The 20,470-nt window shown below is 70.9% G+C and carries 22 protein-coding genes and 1 pseudogene; 15 read left to right on the top strand and 8 right to left on the bottom strand.

The annotated features are described in order from the left end of the window. Positions 1 to 12 precede the first annotated feature (12 nt). The gene (locus tag AB0C16_RS11680; RefSeq protein WP_357681564.1) at positions 13 to 1,536 is read left to right on the top strand and encodes an LLM class flavin-dependent oxidoreductase; all 1,524 of its coding nucleotides are present in this window, start codon (positions 13 to 15) and stop codon (positions 1,534 to 1,536) included. A 4-nt stretch (positions 1,537 to 1,540) separates the two neighbouring features. Here AB0C16_RS11680 and AB0C16_RS11675 read toward each other — a convergent pair whose 3' ends face one another. Next, the gene (locus AB0C16_RS11675) at positions 1,541 to 2,404 is read right to left on the bottom strand and encodes a nitroreductase/quinone reductase family protein (protein ID WP_357681562.1); all 864 of its coding nucleotides are present in this window, start codon (positions 2,402 to 2,404) and stop codon (positions 1,541 to 1,543) included. Positions 2,405 to 2,709: 305 nt separating this feature from the next. Between AB0C16_RS11675 and AB0C16_RS11670 the strand changes: the two genes are divergently transcribed. The 6 genes from AB0C16_RS11670 (at position 2,710) to AB0C16_RS11645 (ending at position 6,878) form a co-directional block, all read left to right on the top strand. Further along, positions 2,710 to 3,069, top strand: coding sequence for a metalloregulator ArsR/SmtB family transcription factor (locus AB0C16_RS11670; protein WP_357681560.1), 360 nt, complete (start codon positions 2,710 to 2,712; stop codon positions 3,067 to 3,069). Beyond that, positions 3,066 to 3,695: an SRPBCC family protein gene (locus tag AB0C16_RS11665; protein ID WP_357681558.1), complete on the top strand. Its 630-nt coding sequence runs from the start codon at positions 3,066 to 3,068 to the stop codon at positions 3,693 to 3,695. The genes AB0C16_RS11670 and AB0C16_RS11665 overlap by 4 nt, the downstream gene beginning before the upstream one ends. A 7-nt stretch (positions 3,696 to 3,702) precedes the next feature. Beyond that, positions 3,703 to 4,101, top strand: coding sequence for a VOC family protein (locus AB0C16_RS11660; protein WP_357681556.1), 399 nt, complete (start codon positions 3,703 to 3,705; stop codon positions 4,099 to 4,101). Between the two features lie 437 nt (positions 4,102 to 4,538). Further along, positions 4,539 to 5,156, top strand: a complete 618-nt coding sequence (locus tag AB0C16_RS11655) for a DedA family protein (protein ID WP_357681554.1) — start codon at positions 4,539 to 4,541, stop codon at positions 5,154 to 5,156. Beyond that, positions 5,140 to 6,243, top strand: a complete 1,104-nt coding sequence (locus tag AB0C16_RS11650) for a histidine kinase (RefSeq protein ID WP_357681552.1) — start codon at positions 5,140 to 5,142, stop codon at positions 6,241 to 6,243. The genes AB0C16_RS11655 and AB0C16_RS11650 overlap by 17 nt, the downstream gene beginning before the upstream one ends. Beyond that, a complete protein-coding gene (locus AB0C16_RS11645) occupies positions 6,234 to 6,878 on the top strand; it encodes a response regulator transcription factor (protein WP_357681550.1) in 645 nt (214 codons plus the stop codon). Before AB0C16_RS11650 ends, AB0C16_RS11645 begins: the two co-directional genes overlap by 10 nt. A 60-nt stretch (positions 6,879 to 6,938) precedes the next feature. Here the strand turns inward: AB0C16_RS11645 and AB0C16_RS11640 are convergent, their stop codons facing one another. The 3 genes from AB0C16_RS11640 to AB0C16_RS11630 all read right to left on the bottom strand — a co-directional run bounded on the left by AB0C16_RS11640 (position 6,939) and on the right by AB0C16_RS11630 (position 8,674). After that, a complete protein-coding gene (locus tag AB0C16_RS11640) occupies positions 6,939 to 7,727 on the bottom strand; it encodes an alpha/beta hydrolase (RefSeq protein ID WP_357681548.1) in 789 nt (262 codons plus the stop codon). An 82-nt stretch (positions 7,728 to 7,809) separates the two neighbouring features. Further along, positions 7,810 to 8,436 carry a DUF6596 domain-containing protein gene (locus AB0C16_RS11635; RefSeq protein WP_357681546.1) on the bottom strand — a complete coding sequence of 209 codons (627 nt, stop codon included), beginning with the start codon at positions 8,434 to 8,436 and terminating at the stop codon, positions 7,810 to 7,812. Between the two features lie 40 nt (positions 8,437 to 8,476). After that, positions 8,477 to 8,674, bottom strand: a complete 198-nt coding sequence (locus tag AB0C16_RS11630; RefSeq protein WP_357681544.1) for a hypothetical protein — start codon at positions 8,672 to 8,674, stop codon at positions 8,477 to 8,479. Between the two features lie 248 nt (positions 8,675 to 8,922). Between AB0C16_RS11630 and AB0C16_RS11625 the strand changes: the two genes are divergently transcribed. The 3 genes from AB0C16_RS11625 to AB0C16_RS11615 are packed head-to-tail and all read left to right on the top strand — an operon-like array spanning position 8,923 to position 10,419. Continuing rightward, positions 8,923 to 9,234: a hypothetical protein gene (locus AB0C16_RS11625; protein WP_357681542.1), complete on the top strand. Its 312-nt coding sequence runs from the start codon at positions 8,923 to 8,925 to the stop codon at positions 9,232 to 9,234. Continuing rightward, a complete protein-coding gene (locus AB0C16_RS11620; RefSeq protein WP_357681540.1) occupies positions 9,225 to 9,785 on the top strand; it encodes a hypothetical protein in 561 nt (186 codons plus the stop codon). Before AB0C16_RS11625 ends, AB0C16_RS11620 begins: the two co-directional genes overlap by 10 nt. Beyond that, positions 9,775 to 10,419 (top strand): hypothetical protein, encoded by a 645-nt coding sequence (locus AB0C16_RS11615; RefSeq protein ID WP_357681538.1) that lies wholly within the window; start codon positions 9,775 to 9,777, stop codon positions 10,417 to 10,419. The genes AB0C16_RS11620 and AB0C16_RS11615 overlap by 11 nt, the downstream gene beginning before the upstream one ends. Here the strand turns inward: AB0C16_RS11615 and AB0C16_RS11610 are convergent. Both AB0C16_RS11610 and AB0C16_RS11605 read right to left on the bottom strand, forming a co-directional pair. Next, a complete protein-coding gene (locus tag AB0C16_RS11610) occupies positions 10,416 to 10,796 on the bottom strand; it encodes a YciI family protein (RefSeq protein ID WP_357681537.1) in 381 nt (126 codons plus the stop codon). The two genes, AB0C16_RS11615 and AB0C16_RS11610, sit on opposite strands and share 4 nt — an antisense overlap. Positions 10,797 to 10,928: 132 nt before the next feature. Beyond that, a complete protein-coding gene (locus tag AB0C16_RS11605; protein ID WP_357681535.1) occupies positions 10,929 to 11,888 on the bottom strand; it encodes a LysR substrate-binding domain-containing protein in 960 nt (319 codons plus the stop codon). A gap of 114 nt (positions 11,889 to 12,002) precedes the next feature. Here AB0C16_RS11605 and AB0C16_RS11600 point away from each other — a divergent pair, with 114 nt between their 5' ends. Together AB0C16_RS11600 and AB0C16_RS11595 are read left to right on the top strand one after the other, a co-directional pair. Then, the gene (locus tag AB0C16_RS11600; protein ID WP_357681533.1) at positions 12,003 to 12,431 is read left to right on the top strand and encodes a RidA family protein; all 429 of its coding nucleotides are present in this window, start codon (positions 12,003 to 12,005) and stop codon (positions 12,429 to 12,431) included. 53 nt (positions 12,432 to 12,484) lie between these two features. Further along, positions 12,485 to 13,462 (top strand): amidohydrolase family protein, encoded by a 978-nt coding sequence (locus AB0C16_RS11595; RefSeq protein WP_357681531.1) that lies wholly within the window; start codon positions 12,485 to 12,487, stop codon positions 13,460 to 13,462. A gap of 324 nt (positions 13,463 to 13,786) precedes the next feature. On the opposite strand, the pseudogene AB0C16_RS11590 reads toward AB0C16_RS11595, so the two are convergent. Next, positions 13,787 to 13,912 (bottom strand): annotated as a pseudogene (locus tag AB0C16_RS11590) (SWIM zinc finger family protein); the annotation flags it as partial. 317 nt (positions 13,913 to 14,229) lie between these two features. Continuing rightward, on the bottom strand, positions 14,230 to 16,992 hold the full coding sequence (locus AB0C16_RS11585) for a DEAD/DEAH box helicase (RefSeq protein WP_357681529.1): 2,763 nt from the start codon (positions 16,990 to 16,992) through the stop codon (positions 14,230 to 14,232). A gap of 244 nt (positions 16,993 to 17,236) precedes the next feature. On the opposite strand from AB0C16_RS11585, the gene AB0C16_RS11580 reads away from it, so the two are divergent. Genes AB0C16_RS11580 through AB0C16_RS11570 form a run of 3 tightly spaced genes read left to right on the top strand, consistent with a single transcriptional unit; the run spans position 17,237 to position 20,465 of the window. After that, complete coding sequence (locus AB0C16_RS11580; protein WP_357681527.1) at positions 17,237 to 18,229, top strand: thiamine pyrophosphate-dependent dehydrogenase E1 component subunit alpha; 993 nt, start codon at positions 17,237 to 17,239, stop codon at positions 18,227 to 18,229. Next, positions 18,226 to 19,206 carry an alpha-ketoacid dehydrogenase subunit beta gene (locus AB0C16_RS11575; RefSeq protein ID WP_357681525.1) on the top strand — a complete coding sequence of 327 codons (981 nt, stop codon included), beginning with the start codon at positions 18,226 to 18,228 and terminating at the stop codon, positions 19,204 to 19,206. Before AB0C16_RS11580 ends, AB0C16_RS11575 begins: the two co-directional genes overlap by 4 nt. Next, entirely contained in the window at positions 19,203 to 20,465 is a 1,263-nt protein-coding gene (locus AB0C16_RS11570; protein WP_357681524.1) for a dihydrolipoamide acetyltransferase family protein, read from the top strand. Before AB0C16_RS11575 ends, AB0C16_RS11570 begins: the two co-directional genes overlap by 4 nt. The last annotated feature ends 5 nt before the right edge of the window (positions 20,466 to 20,470 follow it).

Raw genomic sequence — 20,470 nt, 5'->3', positions numbered from 1 at the left:
GACAAGACAGACATGGCGGACTACGGCCACGACCTGATGTTCGGCACGTTCCTCACCCCGGCGGCCGACCAGGCCGAGCGGGTGGTCGCACTGGCCCAGCTGACCGAGCGGACCGGCCTGGACCTGGTGACGGCGCAGGACCACCCCTACCAGGCCCGCTTCCTCGACACCTGGACGACGCTGTCGGTGATCGCGGCCCGCACCTCGACGGTGCGGATCTCGCCCAACGTGGCCAACCTGCCGTTGCGCCCGCCCGCGATGCTCGCCCGCAGCGTCGCCAGCCTCGACATCCTCAGCGGCGGCCGGGTCGAGCTCGGGCTGGGAGCCGGCGCCTTCTGGGACGCCATCGCCGCGTTCGGCGGCTCGCGCCTGACCGTCGCGCAGGGCGTCAGCGCGCTGGAGGAGGGCATCAGGGTGATCCGCGCGATATGGGACACCACGAGCAGCCCGGTCCGCGTCGACGGCGAATTCCACCGGGTCGTGGGCGCGCACCCCGGCCCGGCGCCCGCCCACGACGTCCGCATCTGGCTGGGCGCCTACAAGAGGCGCATGCTCACCCTGACCGGCCGCCTGGCCGACGGCTGGCTGCCCAGCAGCGCCTACGCCGCCCCCGACGCGCTGCCCGCCCTGCACCGGATCATCGACGAGGCCGCCGTCGCCGCCGGACGCCGGCCCGCCGACATCCGCCGTCTGTACAACATCCAGGGGGTCTTCGCCGAGCGCGGCGCCGGGTTCCTGCGCGGGCCCGCGGGCATGTGGGCCGAACAGCTCGCCGAGCTCGCCCTCGGGCAGGGGATCAGCGCCTTCATCCTGGCGAGCGACGACCCCGACATGATCCGCCGCTACGCCGCCGAGGTCGTCCCCGCCGTGCGCGAACTCGTCGGGAGCGAGCGGGCGGAGGCGCCGCGGCCGGTGCGGGCGACCCTCAGGACCGAAGCCCTGCGGGTCACGCCGACCCCGGACGACGGCACCCGGCTCAGCGACGTCCGGGTGTGGGACGAGAGCACCCGCCCGTCCGGCCCCGCGCCCGACCCGGACCGCCGCTACACCGCGCACGAGCAGGCGACCGGGCGCCACCTCGTCGACGTGCACGACCACCTGCGCCAGGAGCTGCGGGAGGTCCGCCAGCTGGTCGAGAAGGTGACCGCCGGGACGATGGACCCCGGCGCCGCCCGCTCACAGATCAACACGATGACCATGCGCCAGAACAACTGGACCATGGGCGCCTACTGCGAGTCCTACTGCCGGATGGTGACGATGCACCACACGCTCGAGGACCAGGGCCTCTTCCCGTACCTGCGCCGCGCCGACCCGCGGCTTGCCCCGGTCGTCGACCGCCTGGAGGCCGAGCACCACGCCATCCACGACGTCCTCGAAGGCGTCGACCGGGCCCTCGTCGCGTTCATCGCCGACCCCGGCGGGGGCGAAGCGGCTCTGGGGGCCGCCGTCGACCTGCTGACCGACACGCTGTTGTCGCACCTGTCGTACGAGGAGAGGGAGCTGGTCGAGCCGCTCGCCCGGCTCGGCTTCCAGTGAGGGATCAGGGCAGCTGCGACGGGCTCGGCCAGGGGGCGGTGGCCAGCGAGTTCAGCAGGGGGACGAGCCGTTCCTCCTCGTGGGCGAAGTGGGCCTCCAGCTCGGCGGCCAGCCGTTCGATCTCGGCCCGCACGTCTTCGGGGCGCCCGCCGCCGTCGACCACCGCCTGGAGCTCGCCGCGCAGCCGGTCGACCACGACGTGCTCGCTCCGGAGCCGGTCCAGGACCTCCTCCAGTTCGGGGAAGCGTTCGCGCAGGTGCGGGAAGACGACATACTCCTCGCCGCCGTGGTGGCGGGCGAGGGCCTCGCAGAACGACAGGCAGTGCTCCCTGAGCCGCCGCGCCGGGTCGGGCGGGGCTCCGGCGGAGGCGCGCAGCGCGGCGAGCTCCTGGCGGAACCCGTCGTGCAGCTCGCGCAGCTCGTCTCCGATCGCGCGGGCGCGGGTCGCGCCGGATCCGGGGTCGGCGCGATGGAGGGCGACCACCGGGATGGTCCGCGTGGTCATCCGCTGGTAGTCGCCGTATCCGGGTGCGATCTCCAGCACGCGGGCGAAGGCCCGGTCGCGTTCGGCGCCGTTCAGCGGCACCGCGACCGCTTCGTACGTCTCGGCGCCGGTCTCGACGGTGACGTGGGGGTCGGCCAGCAGGTTGTGATACCAGGCCGGGTGGCGGGGGGCGCCTCCGGCCGAGGCGACGACCAGGATCCGGTCGCCGTCGGGCAGGCGGCCCAGCGGGCTGGTGTGGCGCTCGCCGGTCCGGGCGCCGGTGGTGGTGAGCAGGAGCAGGTCGGAGCCCTCGAACGGGCCGCCGACCTTGCCGTTGTTGGCGCGGAACTCATCGATGACAGGCTGGTTGAAAGACGCGGGCATGTGTTCCTTCACTGGGGAATGGGAAGCAGCGCTGAGCGGGCCGTACAGGCCGGGGATTCTCGTTGGCGCGCGCGGAACAGGGCCTGCGGGGGCCGGAATGGGTCCGCGCGCGCGGCGTGGCGTCAGGCGCGGATGATGTGTGGAGTCACGAAGCGATCCCGTGGTCCGGTGCCTCCATGCCGCCGCCGTCCTCCTGGTCGGCGACACGCGACGGGATCAGTAGATCGCGAAGGCGCGGACGGCGTCAAACGCGCCCCCACATACCAGGTTTGACTTATATAAGTGGTGCCTGAAATACTCGGCGCGTGCACGCATTCGACGTCCTCGGCGACCCGATCCGGCGCCGGATCCTGGAGCTGCTCGCCGACGGCGAGCTCAGCTCCGGCGAGGTCACCACTGTCATCCGGGGCGAGTTCGGGATCTCCCAGCCGGCCGTGTCGCAGCACCTGCGGGTGTTGCGCGACAACGGGTTCGCCAGTGTGCGCGCCCAGGGCACGCGGCGGCTGTACGCCGTGGAGCCGGCCCCACTCCAGGAGGTCGACCTCTGGCTGGAGCGATTCCGCGGATTCTGGGAGCAGCGCCTGGACGCGCTGGCCACCGAGCTGGCTCGGGGCAAGCGCGAACGCCGGAGCGGGGACGTCCCGTCCAGAAACGAGAATCCATGATCGACATCATCAACGAGATCGCCCGGGCCCGCCGCGAGGTGAGCGACGGAGCGGAGGTCAAGACCATCGTGGTGCGCCGCCGCTACGACGCCGCGCTCGAGGAGGTGTGGGACGCCTGCACGGACGCCGAGCGGATCGGCCGCTGGTTCCTGCCCATCTCCGGCGATCTCCGGCTCGGCGGTCACTTCCAGCTCGAAGGCAACGCCGGTGGCGAGATCCTGCACTGCGAGCCGCCCCACGCGCTGAAAGTGACCTGGGTCATGGGTGACGCCCCCGGGCTCTCGGAGGTCGAGGTGCGGCTGACGGCCGAGGACGGCGACGCCACGCTCTTCGAGCTGCGCCACACCGCGCAGGTGCCGCCGGAGATGTGGTCGCACTACGGCCCCGGCGCCGTCGGCATCGGCTGGGACCTCACGGTGCTCGGCCTGGGCCTGCACCTGGCCGGAGGCACCATCTCCGACCCGGACGCCTGGCAGCACAGCGACGAGGCCCGCCGGTTCATGGCGGCGAGCGGCCAGGCGTGGGGCGAGGCCTTCCAGGCGGCCGGCGTCCCGCCCGAGCAGGTGGCCACCGTGGTCGAGAACACGATCGCGTTCTATATCCCCCAACCTTCTGAAGAGGAGTAATCCCGATATGTCGCAGAAGATCACTACCTTCCTCATGTTCCAGGGCAGCGACGCCGAAGAGGCGATGACGTTCTACATGTCGCTGTTCGACGACTCGGAGATCCTGTCCATCACCCGCTACGGCGCCGACGGGCCGGGGACCGAGGGCACGGTGCAGCACGCCCTGTTCACCCTCGCCGGCCAGCCCCACATGGCCATCGACAGCAGCGTGAAGCACGAGTTCGGCTTCACCCCGTCGATCTCGCTCTACGTGAACTGCGAATCCGCAGAGGAGATCGAGCGCCTCTACGAGGCGCTCCTTGACAAGGGCGAGCCGCTGATGCCGCTCGACTCCTACGGCTTCAGCACCAAGTTCGGCTGGGTCAACGACCGCTTCGGCGTCTCCTGGCAGCTCAACCTGGCCTGATCTCCGTTCGTCCCGGAGGCTCGCCGTACGTGGGGATCCACTTGGTACGGCCGGCACGGGAGGGCCCGCCCGCCGACGGGGGCCGGGCTCTCTCCAGGGGCACGCTCCTCCGGCTCCCCGGCGGCCCGCCGTGACGCGCGCACGGGCGCGGGCCGCCAGGCCACCAGCAGCTCCCGCAGCCCCTGCGCCAGAGCGGCCGACGCCACCAGCGGCACGACGGCCGAGACCGCGGCCGCCAGACGCCGGGGCAGGCTCAGCCCGGCCATTACCCGCCGCGGGACGTCCAGGAACTTTCCGATCATGGCCGGGAACGCTAGGCGGGGCGGTTCGCCCGGCGGAATGAGGCGCCCGCCCACGGGTACCTGTGGTTTTCCACACCTCGAAACGGCCATGCGCCTCATTCCGGGACTATCCTGATCTTTCATAGCTTCTGGGGCATGACGGATTGGCTGATCGAACTGATGGAAAGCCTCGGGGCACCGGGGGCGGGACTGGCGATCGCGCTGGAGAACCTCTTCCCCCCGCTCCCGAGCGAGGTGATCCTGCCGCTGGCGGGCTTCACCTCCTCCAGGGGCGAGATGGACCTGCTGGGCGTGCTGGCCTGGACCACGGCGGGCTCGGTGGTCGGTGCGCTGGCGCTGTACTGGGTGGGCGCGCTGCTCGGCCGCGAGCGTACGCTGGCCCTGGCAGCGCGGATACCGCTGCTGAAGGTCTCCGACATCGCCAAGACCGAGGCGTGGTTTCTCAAGCACGGACGCAAGACGGTGTTCTTCGGGCGTATGATCCCGATCTTCCGCAGCCTCATCTCGATCCCGGCCGGGGTGGAACGCATGCCGCTGGGCGTCTTCACGGCGCTGACCACGGCCGGCAGCCTCATCTGGAACACGATCTTCGTCCTCTCCGGTTACCTCCTTGGAGAGAACTGGTCGATTGTGGAGACCTACGTCGGAGTAGGGACGAACGTGGTGATCGCCGTCGTGACACTGGCCATCCTCGTCTTCCTGGGGGTCAGGCTGAGCGAGCGGCGAAAGGGTCGGCATGCGCTCCCTGACTAAGGGCCCGCTCCTGCTTGGGGCGGTGCTCGGAGGAGCCGTCACCGCCCTGCTCGGCCTCGTCTTCCTGCTGCCCGCGCTGCCGTTCGCCCGACGTACCGCCGTCCGGGAGGCGGCCCGGCGGCTGGCCGTACTCGAGGTCCGCCGCCTGCGGCTCGACCCCGCCGCCCTGGGGCTCGGTGCGGCTCGGCCTGACGGGCAGGAGTTGCGTTACCTGGCGGCCAGGCTGCCGGTCGGCGTGCTCGGAGGCATGATCGGCGCCCTGCTCCTCTACGGCCTCGGGTGGGCCGGCTTGCTGGCCTGGACCTGGGGAAGGGGGCTGCCGGTCGACGGCATGCCGCCGACCGCCCCGCTGCTCGGCTACGCCGCGCTGGCCGGGTCCGTTCTGCTGTTCCTCAATCTGTCGGGTCTGGTGGGCGTGCATGTGCTGGAACGGCGGCTGGCGCTGCGCATGCTCGCCCCCGACCCCACCGAGGCGCTGCGCCGCCGCATCACCGAGCTGGCCGAGAGCCGCGCGGGTGTGCTGGCGGCGGTCGACTCCGAGCGGCGGCGGATCGAGCGGGATCTGCACGACGGGTTGCAGCAGCGGCTGGTAGCGCTGTCCATGCTGGCCGGGCGGGCACGCCGGGGACGGCCCGAACTGCTCGCGCAGGTGCACGAGCAGGCGCAGCAGGCGCTGGTCGAGCTGCGCGAGGTGGCCTGGCGGGTCTACCCGTCGGGGCTGGACTCACTCGGGCTCGCCGACGCCCTGGCCGGCGTCGCCGAGCGTGCCGGAGTCCCGGTCAAGGTCGTGTGCGAGCTGTCCGCGCGCCCGCCGAGGGCGGTGGAGACGGTGTCGTACTTCGTGGTCAGCGAGGCGGTGACCAACGCGGCCAAGCATGCCCGCGCCGGCGCGGTCACGGTCGAGGTTCGCGAACACGGCAGAATGGTCGTGGTGCGCGTGGAGGACGATGGTGTGGGCGGGGCGGACACGGCGGGCGGGGGGTTGTCGGGGCTGGCACGGCGGGTGGCGGCGCTGGACGGCCGCTTCACGGTGACCAGCCCGGTCGGCGGGCCCACCACGATCGAGGCGGAGCTGCTGTGCGGGTGATCCTGGCCGAGGACTCCACTCTGCTGCGAGAGGGTCTGGTGCGGCTGCTGGCCGAGGAGGGACACGAGGTGCTCGCCGCCGTCGGCGACGGCGAGGCGCTGGTCGAGGCGGTCGCGGCGCAGGAGCCCGATGTGGTGGTGGTCGACGTACGGATGCCGCCCACACACACCGACGAGGGCCTGCGCGCCGCACTGGAGATCAGGCGGCGCCGGCCGGACGTCAAGGTACTGGTGCTGTCGCAGTACGTGGAGAAGAAGTACGCCACCGAACTGATGAGCGCCAACGTCGAAGGCGTCGGCTATCTGCTCAAGGACCGGGTGGCCCAGGTCGGCGACTTCCTGGACGCGCTGGAGCGGGTAGGCGCCGGGGGCGCGGCGTTCGACCCGGAGGTGGTGCGGCAGCTCCTGGCCCGCACCAGCCACGCTGATCCCCTGACCCGGTTGACCAGCCGGGAGCGCGAGGTGCTGGAGCTGATGGCACAGGGCCTGACCAACGCCTCGATCGCCCAGGCCCTGCACGTGTCACAGAGCGCGGTGGAAAAGCACGTCAACGCGCTGTTCGACAAGCTGTCGCTGTCCCACACCGCCGGTTACAGCCGCCGAGTCCTGGCCGTCCTGCGCTACCTCGGCTCCTGACGCTGAGCCGCCGCTCGTGGGCGCCCCGGAGAACTCTCCGCCTGACCTTCCGCGGTGCGGTCAGGTGAGCCAGTCGATGAGGGCGTCGGCCAGGACGTCGGCCGCCACGTCGTGGGTCTGACCGTCCAGAACGCGGTATTCGCCGCTCGGGAGGGCGCCGGCCACGAGCCGGGCGACGTCGCGCATCCACGCCGGACTGGCGCCGCCCGCCATGACGAGCGTGGGGACGGTCGTCGTGGCGGCCCGCTCGACCGGCACGGCCCCGCCCGTGGCCGCGTCACCCATGACGGCCGAGTCGTAGGCGAGCGTCGGGGCCAGTGTCTCCAGGGCGGCCCACATCGGGGCGTGCCGCATCTGCCCGATCACTTCGGCGGGCGTGCCGACGATGGACAGGAACAACTCCAGCGCGGCTGCGCGCCGTCCCTCCGCCAGCACCTCGGCCAGCCGCGCCGCGTACGCCTTGGCCTCGATCCGCAGTTCCTCGTCGTCGGGGTTGAACGGCGGCTCGTAGAGGGCGAGGCGGGTGACGGCCAGGCCCTGCGCCGCCGAGTCCAGGGCCAGGGCGGCCCCGGACGAGATGCCGTAGACGGCGGCCCGCCCGCCGGCCGCGTCGATGACGGCCGCCAAGTCCTCCACCTCGCGCTCCACCGCGTAGGGCGGGGTGTCGCCGCTGTCGCCGCGCCCCCTGCGGTCGTAGCAGAACACGGTGAACCGCGGCGCGAGCCGCTCGGCCAGCGCGGCGCCGGTCGCGCGGTCGCAGAGCGCGCCGGCCACGTAGACGAGCGCCGGCCCGGACCCGGTGCGGTCGAACGCGATCGCGGTGCCGTCCTTCGAGTGCGTGACCTCCATGGTCTGCCTCCTTTTCCTCTCGGTCGTCTCCGGCCCGGTTGTTTCCGACTCAGCCGTTTCCCGACCTAATCGTTTCTCCGGCCTAATCGTTTCTCCGGCCTGGTCGCTTCCCGACGGCTCGGTCGTTTCCCGACCGACGAACGGGCGAGGCCAGGACGGACACACCAACGTCGCCGGTTTCGGCCAGGCGGCGTTCCAGGTAGAGGCGCTCGGCGTCGTTGCCGGCCAGGGCGAGGGCCTCGCGGTAGGCGGCGGTCGCCTCCGGCGAGCGTCCCAGGCGGCGCAGCAGGTCGGCGCGGGTGGCGGGCAGCAGGTGATAGCCGGGCAGCTCCGCCGACAGCCGTTCCACCAGCGCCAGCCCCGCGGCGGGCCCCTCGGCCATGCCGACCGCCACCGCCCGGTTCAGCCGCACCACGGGCGAGGGGACGAGCTCGGCGAGCCGGTCGTAGAGGGCGACGATCTGCGGCCAGTCGGTGGCTGCGGCGTCGGCCGCGGTGGCGTGGCAGGCGGCGATGGCCGCCTGGATCTGGTACGGCCCCGGCCGGCCGAGGCGCGGCGCCTCCTCCAGCAGCTCGACGCCTTCGGCGATCGCGGCCCGGTCCCACCGGGAGCGGTCCTGGTGTTCCAGGGTCACGAGCGAGCCGTCGCGGTCGACGCGGGTGGCGCTGGTGTCCCAGATCCGGTATCCGCCGGGAACGCCCTTGGCCACGTACCGTCTTCTACCGGGATCGTCGGCAGTGCTCCGGCCTTCAGGTCGGGGGTGAAGCCGACTGTCCAGCGTAGCGGGGCAGGAACAGCCGATTCGCCGCCAGGCGGACCGGCGTCTCGTAGATGCTTCCGCCGAGCGACAGCCGGATGCCGCGGCGGGTGAGGGTGTCGCCGATGTCGCGGGCGTCGGGGACGGAGCGGGCGAGCCGGTCAACTAGCCGATCAGTTCTCCCATCCACTGATCGCACCGTTTAAGCCCCCTTCACCGGACACATTCGCGGACTGCCTATGTGAGACGCCCCCGCTGCAGGTCACGATCCCGGCCAGTAGGCGGGCAACCGTCCGATGAGGGATCCTCTAACGGACACATCAAATAGGGCCGTGGCGTATAGGCGGGCTGACGTATTTCACCTGATCTCCGCTCTGGGACAGTGGTTCGATGATGACGGGAGTCCCAAGAGCGGACGGTGGTGAGGTTTGGCGGTTGATGCGCCAGGACGAGCTCGTCGGCGAGATCATGATCGTGGGAACGGATCAGCCGTGGCTGCACGGTCGGTTTACAGCGGGGCCAGCGTTCAGAGACCTGGAGCCGTTGTTCCAGGAAGAACTGGCGCTGATCGATCATCTCGAGGAGGAGTACGAACGGTGGGAGACGCTCTATGAGCGGATCGCCCGACAGCTCAGGCTGATCGCGCCCACTGGTCCTGTGCCGGAATTCCTCCTGCACGTCCAGGGCGACCATGCCTGGTTCCGCTGGAGCGAGGAACGCACGATGCAGAGTAGGAGGCGGTGCCCGTGACAACCGTTGAAAACACCGAGGCCAAGCAGCGGTTTCTGATCCTGCACGATTACGGCATGGGCGGCGCATGGTGGTGGGTTCGCGCACGTTCAGCCCGGCAGGTCCTCGAGACGTTCGCCGAGATCGAGGTAGTCGATGCCGCGGACCTCATCCAACAAGCAGAAGAATGGGACTTGGAAGAGGTCGAGGTCGACGCGCCGACCATGCCCGCAGGACTGGACGACCTGCGCGCCAAGCGGCAAGCGCACCGGCACCTGCCCGGCTTCGGGGCGCTGGCCGATCGAACCATCGTCTACCTTCGGCGCCGCTGGGACGGAGACGACGGCGTCGACCCGGCCACCTACCTGATGGAGATCGGATCCGACGGACGCCGACTGAGGCAGGTGAAGCTGCCTGAGAACGGAGACGCCCTCAAGAGCGATCCAGACGACTGGCCGTTCAACCCGCCCGTCGTGGACCTCTTCGACCCAGAACTGAAGGACCTGGAGATCAGCAGAGAAGAGTTCGAGGCGGCCTGGCACCGCGCCCGCAGGGACAACCGTGACCTTTGATCACCCGCCCGACCCTCCAGAAGCGCATAGGTACAGCGCGGCCGATATCACCGTGCTCGAGTTCGACGCCGCCGTCCTCAAACGGCCGGGCATGTACTTCGGCGTAGGACTGGACGACCCTAGGCTGCCGGTCTTGTTGCTGTCGGCTGCGGCTCGGCACGCACTGCACCCAGCGACACGAGTCGCAGAAGATCACTCTTTAGCCACAGAGATCGCCGTCCTCGGCGACCTCTGCTTCAACGTGACGATCAACCAGCAGCACGCTTGGTCAGATTCCCCGCCCCTCGGCTACTTCGACTCCCTACTCGGCCCCGAGTGGTGGCTCCTGGCAGCGATCGCGACGCTCTGCGCAACGACAACTGTCGAAATGTGGAGCGACGGCCGAGGCTTCAGCCAAGAACTCACCGGCCTCCGCCCCCTGAGCACTGTGCAGAGGTTCGATCCGCATGCCGGAAGCGGGACTCGCATCACCTTCACAATCGACGGCCACAACCTCCCGTCCAGCGCTGTCTTTCCCGCAGACCTCGGCAACATCGACGCCCACGGCCCGGACTGCACCGCCGCGGACGGGCCCGGCTACGTCGTCATCCGCGACCACAGGCGCGGCGACCAGAGCAGCACCCTCCTGGCCTAGGTGTCCTCTACTCCGCCCCCTGGTGCGTCGTTCTTGAACAGCACCGGCTTCCAGACCGGCCGGATCTCGATCTTCCCGACCTTCGCCCACGGGCGCTTCGCGGCGATCTCGATCGCCTCGTCCAGGTTCGCGCAGTCGATCACGCTGAAGCCTCCCATCTGGTCCTTGGTCTCGGCGAACGGCCCGTCGGTCAGCGGCACCTCGCCGGACCGCACGCGCAACGTGGTGGCGTCCGCCGGGGGCCGCAGCCCGGTCGAGCCGGCCAGGACGCCGCGGCTCCGCATTTCCTCGCCCCAGCCTCCGCACCCGGGGATCGCCGTGTCGTCCTGGACGCCTCCGGCGGACGCATCGCCGCACAGCATGAGCACGTATCGCATTCTTCCTCCTGCTTCCCCCTGGCGAATCGTCATTCTGCCGACGAACCGGGCCGGCAGTAAGGACCATCTTTGGGGTAATTCGACCTGCCGGGGCTGCTCGGCGTCGTGGGCCGCGTGCCTGACTAGAGCGCCTCAGGCCAGGCCGGGACGGAGCCTGGCCGCTTCCTGGCGCAGGTGCGTGAGGAGCGCGCCGGTCGCCGGCGACAGCGGCCGGTCCGCCGGGAACGTGACGCCGACCGAGCGCCGGATCGACGGCAGCGGGGTGTCGATGACGCCGAGATGGGCGTCGTCCTCGGCGATCAGCATGGGCAGGGCCGCGATCATGTCCGTGGTCAGCAGGAGCTGTCGCACGGTCAGGATGGACGTGCACTCGACGCGGTCCGCGGGAATCGGCAGGCCCTCGTGGACGAACAGCTCCTCCAGCTCCGCGCGCAGCTCGGTCTGGCTCACCGGGAAGATCCACGGGTAGCCGGCCAGTTGGCCGAGCGTGGGCTCGCGCAGCTCGTGCGCCGGATGGCCGGCTCTGGCCACCAGCCTGACCGGCTCCGCGTAGAGCCGCTCCTGCGCCAGGCCCTGCGGGAGCGAAGGAGTCAGCCGTCCGATGGTCAGGTCGGTGTCGCCGGTGAGCAGCGCCGTCTGGAGCAGGTCGGGCGTGGCCTCCCGGACGATGACGGTCAGCCGCGGATGCTCGCTCTTGAGGCTCGCGATGGCCCGGGGGAGCAGCAGGTTGGACCCGGCCAGGTGGGTGCCCACCCGCACCCGGCCGAGCTCCGCGCGGGCCAGCAGGTCGAGCTGCCGGCCCGCCTGGCGTAGCTGGGCCAGGACGGCACGGGCGTGTTCGATGAAGCTCTCGCCGTAGATGGTCGGCGTGACGCCGCGGTGGCCGCGGTCGAACAGGGAGACGCCCAGGATTGCCTCGACCTCGTGCAGTCCCCGGGTGACCACGGGCTGCGTGACGTGGAGCGCCTTCGCGGCGCCGACCACGCTGCCCTGGTCGGCGATGCCGGTGACCAGGGTCAGGTGCCGCAGCTTGAGCCGCCCGTCGAGCAGCTTGTCCGTCCTGTCGGTCCTGTCGGTCCCGTCCGTCGTCATGCCGGCGATGGTATGCCCGTACGGGCATAGGCCGCGATCGTTTCGGCATTGGACGGGCATGTCGGGAGATGCCTAACCTCGGACCATCGCGACGGACCGAAGGAGGGACGGAACGTGGCCGAGGCGTTCTCCGTCGAGGGCAGGGCGACCCCGCGCGGGCGGTTCCCGCACGTCAAGAGGGCCGGCGATTTCATCTTCGTCTCCGGCACCAGCAGCCGGCGCCCCGACAACAGCATCGCGGGCGCGTCGGCGGACGCGATGGGCGCCACCGACCTGGACATCCGCGTCCAGACCCGCGCCGTCATCGAGAACGTGCGCGAGATCCTGTCGGCCGCCGGGGCGGAGCTCACCGACCTCGTGCAGGTCACCGTCTACCTGGTGAACATGAACGACTTCGCGGGTTACAACGAGGTCTGGGCCGAGCACTTCGACGAGACCGGTCCGACCAGGACCACGGTCGCCGTGCACCAGCTGCCTCATCCCCACCTGCTCATCGAGATGCAGGCGATCGCCTGCGCGGCCCACTCCCGGGAGACGCCATGACCGAGATTCCGCCGGTGATCGATTCCCTTGGCAGGGGGTGAACCGTGGGCATCGTGGACGTTCACACGCATTACGTCCCCCGGGGGTGGCCCGACCTGGGAGAGGGGTGGCCGTGGTTGCGCGTCGACTCCGAACGCGAGGCGGTCATCATGATGGGCTCGCAGGAGTTCCGGCGGATCCGGGCCGACTGCTGGGACGCCGATGCGCGGCTGGCGGACATGGACGCCGACGGCATCGACGTCCAGGTCGTCTCACCGACGCCGGTGTTCTTCGGGTACGAGTCCGCCGGTGACGAGGCGCTCAAGGTGGCGCGGATCTTCAACGACCTCGCGCTCGAGATCTGCGAACCCGCGGGCCGGCGGCTGCTGCCGTTCTGCCAGGTGCCGCTCCAGGATCCGGACGCCGCCTGCGCGGAGCTGGACCGGTGCCTGGCGGCGGGGCACGTCGGCGTCGAGATCGGCAACCACGTGGGCGACCGCGACCTGGACGACGCCGGCGTGGTGACGTTCCTGCGACACTGCGCCGAGGTCGGCGCTCCGGTGTTCGTCCACCCGTGGGACATGGACCGGTCGCCCCGCCTGGACCGCTGGATGGCCCGCTGGCTCACCGGCATGCCGGCGGAGACCCACCTGTCGATCCTGGCGATGATCCTGGGCGGGGTCTTCGACAGGGTGCCGGACTCACTGCGCATCTGCTTCGCTCACGGCGGCGGGTCGTTCGCCCTGTGGCTGGGCCGGCTCGAGAACGCGTGGCACAGGCGGAGCGACGTCGTCGCCACCTCGCTGCACCCGCCGTCGCACTACCTCGACCGGTTCAGCGTGGACTCCGTGGTGTTCGACAGCCGGGCCCTGCGCCTGCTGGTCGACGTGCTGGGCGCTTCGCGGGTGATGGCCGGCAGCGACTACCCCTACCCGCTGGGCGAGCGTCCCGCCGGGGAGGTCGTCCGCCGGGCGGACTTCCTGGACGACGAGGCCAGGGCCGCGATCCTCGGTGGCAACGCCGCCCGTTTCCTCGGACGCGCTCTCGGCTGAGACGCCGGACCCGCCCGCCGGGCGGCCGGAGACGAGCAGTTGGCGCGCCCGCCAGGCGGCCGAGGCGGCGAGCACCTCCAGGGCGGCCACGTCCACGCCCGGAGCCGGCTCCAGCCCGAGCGGCGCGAACGCCACGTCCTGGGGCGGCGGGCCGGGCAGCGGCGGCACGCCGAGCGCGAACGCCTCGGCGGCGGGGGTGCCGGCCGGAGCGGCGGCGGGCGCGCCCCGCCCCCGCAACGCGTCGACCAGCTCCAGCTCGCCGCGCCCGCGCAGCAGGAGCAGCACGAACGGATCGCCGTCGAGCAGCCACGACGCCTGGTAGCAGAGCGCCGCGGCGTGCCGGCAGGGGTGGCCCCAGTCGGGGCAGGAGCACTCCGGTTCCAGGTCGCCGACCGCGGGCAACAGCGGCACGGCCGCCTCCGCGGCGGCCTCGACCAGGTCGTGGGGCATGTCGCGGTCGAGCAGCGCGGCGATGTGCCCGGCCTTGGCGGCCACCTGGTCGAGGAAGCGCCGCCATTCGGCGTCGGTGAGCCGCTCGACGTGGACGACGGTGTCGTACTCGTCGCCGGTGACGGCGGCGATGCGGCCGGGGCTGACCGTGATCGGGCCGACCTGGCCGGTCTTGGCGTAGGCGCGGCCCGCGCGCAGCAGGACCTGGTCGAGCGAGGTGTCCTCGAGGGCCTTGATCCAGGCGCGGCCCCACCAGGTGGTGGCGAAGCGGGCGCCGGCGCGTTGCGGGGGGAACGCGGGGAATCCTCTGGCGTCGTTCATCGGAGCTCCACGAGGGCGGCGAGTTCGGCGTCGGTCAGTTCGGTGAGCGCGGCCTCGCCGGAGGCGAGCACCGACTCGGCCAGGGAGCGCTTGGCGGCGAGCATCGCGGCGATGCGGTCCTCGATCGTGCCCTCGGCGATCAGCCGGTGCACCTGGACGGGCCTGCTCTGGCCGATGCGGTGGGCGCGGTCGGTGGCCTGGTCCTCGACGGCCGGGTTCCACCAGCGGTCGTAGTGGATGACGTGGTCGGCGCGGGTGAGGTTGAGACCGGTGCCGGCCGCCTTGAGCGACAGCAGGAAGACGGGCGCCCGGCCGTCCTGGAAGCGGCGGACCATCTCCTCGCGGCGGGCCACCGGCGTGCCGCCGTGCAGCAGCTGGGTGGCGACGCCCCTGGCCGTCAGGTGGCGGTCCAGCAACCGGGCCATGGCGACGTACTGGGTGAAGACCAGCACCGCGCCGTCCTCGGCCAGGATGGTGTCGACCAGCTCGTCGAGCAGCTCCAGCTTGCCCGAGCGGCCGGCCAGCCTGGGGGCCGCCTCGTGCAGATACTGGGCGGGATGGTTGCAGATCTGCTTGAGGCCGGTCAGCAGCTTGACGATCAGGCCGCGCCTGGCCATGCCCCGCGCGTCCTCGATCCGCGCCATGATCTCGCGCACGACGGCCTCGTAGAGCCCGGCCTGCTCGGTGGTGAGCGCCACCGGCCGGTCGGTCTCGGTCTTGGGCGGCAGCTCGGGCGCGACGCCCGGGTCGGACTTGCGGCGGCGCAGCAGGAACGGCCCCACCAGCCGGGCCAGCCGCTCGGCCGCCGCGGAGTCGCCCGACTCCACCGGCTTGGCCCATCGTGACCGGAACCGGCCCAGCGGCCCGAGCAGGCCGGGCGTGGTCCAGTCGAGGATGGCCCACAGCTCCGACAGGTTGTTCTCGACCGGGGTGCCGGTCAGCGCGACGCGGGCGCCGGCCGGGATCTCGCGCAGCGCCCTGGCCGTGCTCGACGTCGGGTTCTTGACGTGCTGGGCCTCGTCGGCGACCAGCAGGCCCCACGGCTGCGCGGCCAGCCGGTCGGCGTCCAGCCGCATGGTGCCGTACGTGGTCAGGACGAACCCGTCGTCGGCCATCGCGCGGGCGGCGCCGTGGTAGCGGCGGACCGGCACGCCGGGGGCGAACCTGGCGATCTCCCGTTCCCAGTTGCCCAGCAGCGAGGCGGGGCAGACGACGAGCGTGGGCCCGCTGCCGCGGCGGTGCAGGTGCAGGGCGATCAGCGTGATCGTCTTGCCCAGGCCCATGTCGTCGGCCAGGCAGCCGCCGAGCCCGAGCGAGGTCATCCTGGCCAGCCAGCGCAGCCCCTGCAGCTGGTAGTCGCGCAGCGTCGCGGCCAGCCCGTCGGGCGGGCCGATGTCCTCGGGCTCGGCGAGACGGTCGCGCAGGTCGCGCAGCCAGGCGCTGGGCTCCACCGGCACCTGCTCGCCGTCGAGCTCCGCCACCTGGACGGTGCCGGTCAGCGCGGCGCCGAGCGCGTCGAGGGCGGTCAGCGGCTTGAGGTCACGCCGGCGGGCCTTGCGGGCCAGGTCGGGGTCGATGAGCACCCACTGGTCGCGCAGCCGTACGACCGGGCGGTGCGCCTCGGCCAGCCGGTCCATCTCGGCCGCGGTGAGCGGCTCGCCGCCGAGCGCGAGCTGCCAGTCGAAGCTGGTCAGGTGGTGGCCGCCGAGGAACGACGGCAGGTCCGACGGCGCCGCGTCGCGCCCGCCGAGGACGGCGCGGGCGCTCAGGCCGCGCACCATCGACCGGGGCCAGTGCACCTCCACCCCGGCCGCGGCCAGCCGCTCGGCGGCCCCGGCCAGCAACTGCTCGACGTCGCCGTCGGACAGTGTGAGCTCGTCGGGGACGGCGCTGTCGAGCAGCCGTTCCAGCGGTGGCCAGACGCGGGCGGCCCGGCGTACCGCGATGGTGGCGTCGATCCGGGCCCGGCCGCCGAACCCGGGATCGCGGCCCTCCCACAGGTCGGCGGCGTCCGCCACGAGCGACGGATCGGCCAGGCTGTGCAGTTGCGCGACGGCGCGGAACTCCCCGGCCACCGGGTCGTCGGCCTCCAGGCGCAGCGACAGCCGCACCCCGGAGTCGAGCCCGGCCGCGACCTCGTCGGCCCACTCGCGCAGCCGCGGCGCCTTCACCGGCCTGGCCGACGCGAACGCCGACGTGCCGGTGGCGCGCACCGCGCCGGGGGAGCGCGGCATCGCGTCGGCCACCGCGTCGAGGAAAGCCCGCACCTGCCGTTCCGCGTCGGGCAGCAACAGCGCCGACGCGTCCGCCGTGTCCGCTGTGTCCGCCGCGGCGGCGGGTGGTCCGAGGGGTACGGCGCGCGCCGTGGCGGGCATGGCGTCGGCCAGTTCCTTGATGCGCCGGACGTCGGCCGCGTCGAACGGCCCCGCCCGCCAGGCGTCGTGGTCGCCGTCCGTCACCGCGGGCAGGATGCGTCCCCGGGTGACCAGCTGGAGCGCCACCAGCGCGGCGGCGCCCCAGAAGCGGGCGGCGGGGTGCGCGCTCTCGTCGCGGCGCGCCCTGGCCAGGGTGGCCACGGCCTCGGCGACGGGAACCCGCACGACGGTGGCCTCGCGGGTGCGGAGCCCGCCGCCGTGCTGCTCGACGACCGTCACCGTGGTGTCGCCGCCGGGGTCGAGGAAGGCCATCCGGCCGGCCCTGGGCGGATCGCCCGGCTCGAAGACGACCGCCTGCCGGACCAGATCGATGGAAGAACTCACAACCGTACAGCGTACGGTACGAAGGCACCGTGGCTCACCACGGGCACAGCCGGAGAGATCAGCGTTCATCTTTACACCGCTAGGATTCCAGCGATATATTACCACGACATCGCTTTGCGCCCTATGGAACGAGGTGACGGCCGTGCGTACCACCGAGTCATTCGCGGGAACGCCAGACAAGCTTCCGGCTGACGCGGTCAGGTTTCTCCATCCAGACGGACAGCTCACCGGTCCCGGACACTCGATGACCGCTGAGCAGCTGGTGGACGCCTACAAGTGGATGACGCTGTCCCGTGTCGTAGACGAACGGGCGTTCACCCTGCAACGGCAGGGCCGCCTCGGCACCTTTTCCCCGACCAAGGGCCAGGAGGCGTCCGTTGTGGGATCCGCCATGGCACTCACGGTCGGACAGGACTGGATCGTGCCCCAATACCGTGAGCTGGGCGCGTGCCTCGTCCATGGGCTACCTCTCGACCTGTGGTTCATGTACTGGATGGGCAACATGTCCGGGGGTCGGATCCCCGACGACGTGCGCATCCTTCCAGTACAGATCTCCTTGGCATCGCAGCTTCCCCATGCGGTGGGCCTGGCGTGGGCTCGCCGACTGCAGAACCTCGACGACGTGGCCATCGCGTACTTCGGTGACGGGGCCTCATCCGAAGGGGACTTCCATGAGGCGCTGAACTTCGCCGGTGTCCTTCGCGCACCGGCGATCTTCTTCCTGCAGAACAACGGCTGGGCCATCAGCACCCCGCGCAGCGCACAGACGGCGGCCAGTTCGTTCGCCAGCCGCGCCCAGGGTTACGGAGTCGCCAGCGCGACGGTCGACGGTAACGACGTGGTCGCCGTGTACGAGGTGACGAAGGAAGCCGTCGCCCGAGCCCGAGCCGACGAAGGTTCGACACTCATCGAGTCGATCACTTATCGACTGGGGCCCCACAACACCGCGGACGATCACACCCGATACGTCGCGGAGGGCGAGATGGAGGCGATGGCTGAGTTCGACCCGATCGTCCGCCTGCGAACACACCTCATCTCGCAGGGCCTCTGGGACGAACACCGCGACACCGAGCTGCTTGCCGGCCATGCACGTCGAGCCCAGCACGCCGCGGAGACCGCGGAGGCCAGGCGGCCGCACTACTCACAGGTCTTCGATCACGTCTTCGCCAGGCCCACACAACGCCTTGCTCGACAGGCTGCTGAGACGGCGAGACGTCACGGCCAGGAGCCGTCATGACGACGATGAACATGATCGAGGCGATCAACCTCGCACTCCGGGAAAGCATGTACGCCGACGATCGCGTGGTGGTCCTGGGCGAGGACGTCGGACGGCTCGGTGGCGTCTTCAGGGCGACGGCGGGACTGCAAGCACAGTTCGGGCGTCACCGGGTCGTCGACACCCCTCTGGCCGAGGGAGCGATCATCGGCACCGCCGTGGGCCTCGCCGCCGGCGGCATGATTCCCGTGCCGGAAATTCAGTTCCTGGGCTTCGCTCATCAAGCGTTTCATCAGATCGCCGCTCAAGTAGCGCGCTTTCGCCACCGCTCCCAAGGTCGCTATCCGATGCCGATGACGATTCGAGCGCCATTCGGCGGCGGCGTCCGGACGCCTGAGCTGCACTCGGACGCTCTCGAAGCACAGTTCGCCCACTGTCCGGGCCTGAAGGTCGTGGCACCCTCGAATCCGGCGGACGCGCGATCTCTGCTCATTGCCGCGATCGCCGATCCGGATCCCGTCCTCTTCCTCGAGCCGCTCAAGGGCTACCGGCTGGTCAAGGGAGACGTGTCCGAGAGCGCCGGCGGCGACACGCTCGGATCTGCCCGCACGGCACGTGCCGGAGACGATGTGACCATCATCGCGTGGAGCGCTTCGGTGCAGCTGGCGGAGCAAGCGGCGGTCCGGGCAGGTGAGGAGCTCGGCGTCTCGGTCGAGGTGCTCGACCTTCGGTCACTGATTCCCTTGGACGTAGCGAGCATCGCCACTGCCGCGGCCAAGACCGGCCGCGTCGTGGTTGTCCAAGAGTCGCCCGTGACGGGGGGATTCGCGAGCGAGGTCATAGCCACCATCGTCGAAGAAGCCTTCTACGACCTAGAGGCTCCAGTGCGACGTGTAGGCGCCCCCGACGCTCCATATCCCTTGCCCGGCGTCGAAGAGATCTACCTGCCGTCGGTCGATGCCGTGCTTGAGGCCATTCGTGAGGTGACCAGCGAGTGAGCCGCTACGAGTTCAAGCTGCCCGATGTCGGCGAAGGGCTGGAAGAAGCCGAGATCATCGAATGGCACGTGCGTCCAGGTGACACCGTCGGGGCGGATCAGGTCGTCGTCTCCGTGGAGACGGCCAAATCCGTCGTCGAGTTGCCGATTCCGGTCGGGGGACGCATCGCCACCGTTTGCGGAGAAGCCGGGACGGTCGTCCCAGTCGGCGGGGTTCTCATGGCCGTCACGACCGATGCGGAGTCCGCCGACGTGCTCGGCCTGACCGTGGCGGAGGACTCAGCGCCGGGTAGGGGCGAGGCGACGACCTCGCGGGCGCGGAGCACTGCCGTGCTCGGGCCAACGGCGGCACCTCGAGCGCTGAGGATCAAGGCGTCGCCCCTGGTCCGTCGCATGGCCAAAGAGCGAGGAGTCGACCTCGACGTGGTCACCGCTTCGGGTCCTAACGGCCGAGTAACCCGTGCGGATCTCGAGCGCCACGTCGCCGAGGCATCGGCGACGACCGCGCGGCCGCCGGCGGATCCTGCCATCGAGCGTAAGAGGCGAACCGAACCAGGCGGAGGGGCTTCCTCGTCCGTCCCGTTCCGGGGTGTGCGAGCGCGAATCGCCTCGGTCCTCACAGAATCGATCAAGACCGTTCCGCACATCTACGACTGGCGAACCACGGACGTGTCAGCGTTACTGGACTTGAAGCGACGCCTCGCCGGGATGCGACCGGAAGGTCATCGCCTGAGCCTTGTGTCGTTGCTGGCGCGCATCACTCTCGCTGGACTGAGAAGGCACCCCATCCTGAACGCCAGACTCGATGTCGTAGCCGGGAGGATCCACATCGACGGCGTCGTCGACCTCGGACTCGCGATAGCCGGTCCCGAAGGACTCGTCGTGCCAGTGGTCAAGAATGCGCACGCGCTGACGCTCACGGAGCTCAACGACGAGCTGAGACGACTCACCGACGGGGCGCTCGATCGGACCCTCCCGGTATCCGACATGGGCCGAGCCACCTTCACGGTGAACAACTTGGGACCGCTCGGCGCAGACCACGGGTCACCATTGCTGCGCGTCGGAGAAGCGGGGGCCGTGGCGTTCGGCGCTGTCCGGGATGGCGTCGTGGCAAGGGAGGGACGAGCAGTCGTCGCGCCCACGATGGGGGTCACCGTCGTGGGTGACCATCGGGTCCTCGACGGCTCGGATCTCTGCGCGTTCACGAACACCATCCTCCGGTTCATCGAAGAGCCGGATCTCCTCCTGACGGAACTCTGAAGGAG

The organism is Nonomuraea sp. NPDC048916 (assembly GCF_040649575.1).
Taxonomy (GTDB): domain Bacteria; phylum Actinomycetota; class Actinomycetes; order Streptosporangiales; family Streptosporangiaceae; genus Nonomuraea.
This window is presented reverse-complemented; position numbering and strand designations above follow the sequence as displayed.

Coding starts and splice junctions, on each gene's coding strand:
- AB0C16_RS11580 (WP_357681527.1), top strand. CDS start 17,237: ATGACCGCTGAGCAGCTGGTGGACGCCTACAAGTGGATGACGCTGTCC.
- AB0C16_RS11660 (WP_357681556.1), top strand. CDS start 3,703: ATGTCGCAGAAGATCACTACCTTCCTCATGTTCCAGGGCAGCGACGCC.
- AB0C16_RS11625 (WP_357681542.1), top strand. CDS start 8,923: ATGCGCCAGGACGAGCTCGTCGGCGAGATCATGATCGTGGGAACGGAT.
- AB0C16_RS11640 (WP_357681548.1), bottom strand. CDS start 7,727: ATGGAGGTCACGCACTCGAAGGACGGCACCGCGATCGCGTTCGACCGC.
- AB0C16_RS11610 (WP_357681537.1), bottom strand. CDS start 10,796: ATGCGATACGTGCTCATGCTGTGCGGCGATGCGTCCGCCGGAGGCGTC.
- AB0C16_RS11675 (WP_357681562.1), bottom strand. CDS start 2,404: ATGCCCGCGTCTTTCAACCAGCCTGTCATCGATGAGTTCCGCGCCAAC.
- AB0C16_RS11650 (WP_357681552.1), top strand. CDS start 5,140: ATGCGCTCCCTGACTAAGGGCCCGCTCCTGCTTGGGGCGGTGCTCGGA.
- AB0C16_RS11680 (WP_357681564.1), top strand. CDS start 13: ATGGCGGACTACGGCCACGACCTGATGTTCGGCACGTTCCTCACCCCG.
- AB0C16_RS11655 (WP_357681554.1), top strand. CDS start 4,539: ATGACGGATTGGCTGATCGAACTGATGGAAAGCCTCGGGGCACCGGGG.
- AB0C16_RS11575 (WP_357681525.1), top strand. CDS start 18,226: ATGACGACGATGAACATGATCGAGGCGATCAACCTCGCACTCCGGGAA.
- AB0C16_RS11665 (WP_357681558.1), top strand. CDS start 3,066: ATGATCGACATCATCAACGAGATCGCCCGGGCCCGCCGCGAGGTGAGC.
- AB0C16_RS11605 (WP_357681535.1), bottom strand. CDS start 11,888: ATGACGACGGACGGGACCGACAGGACCGACAGGACGGACAAGCTGCTC.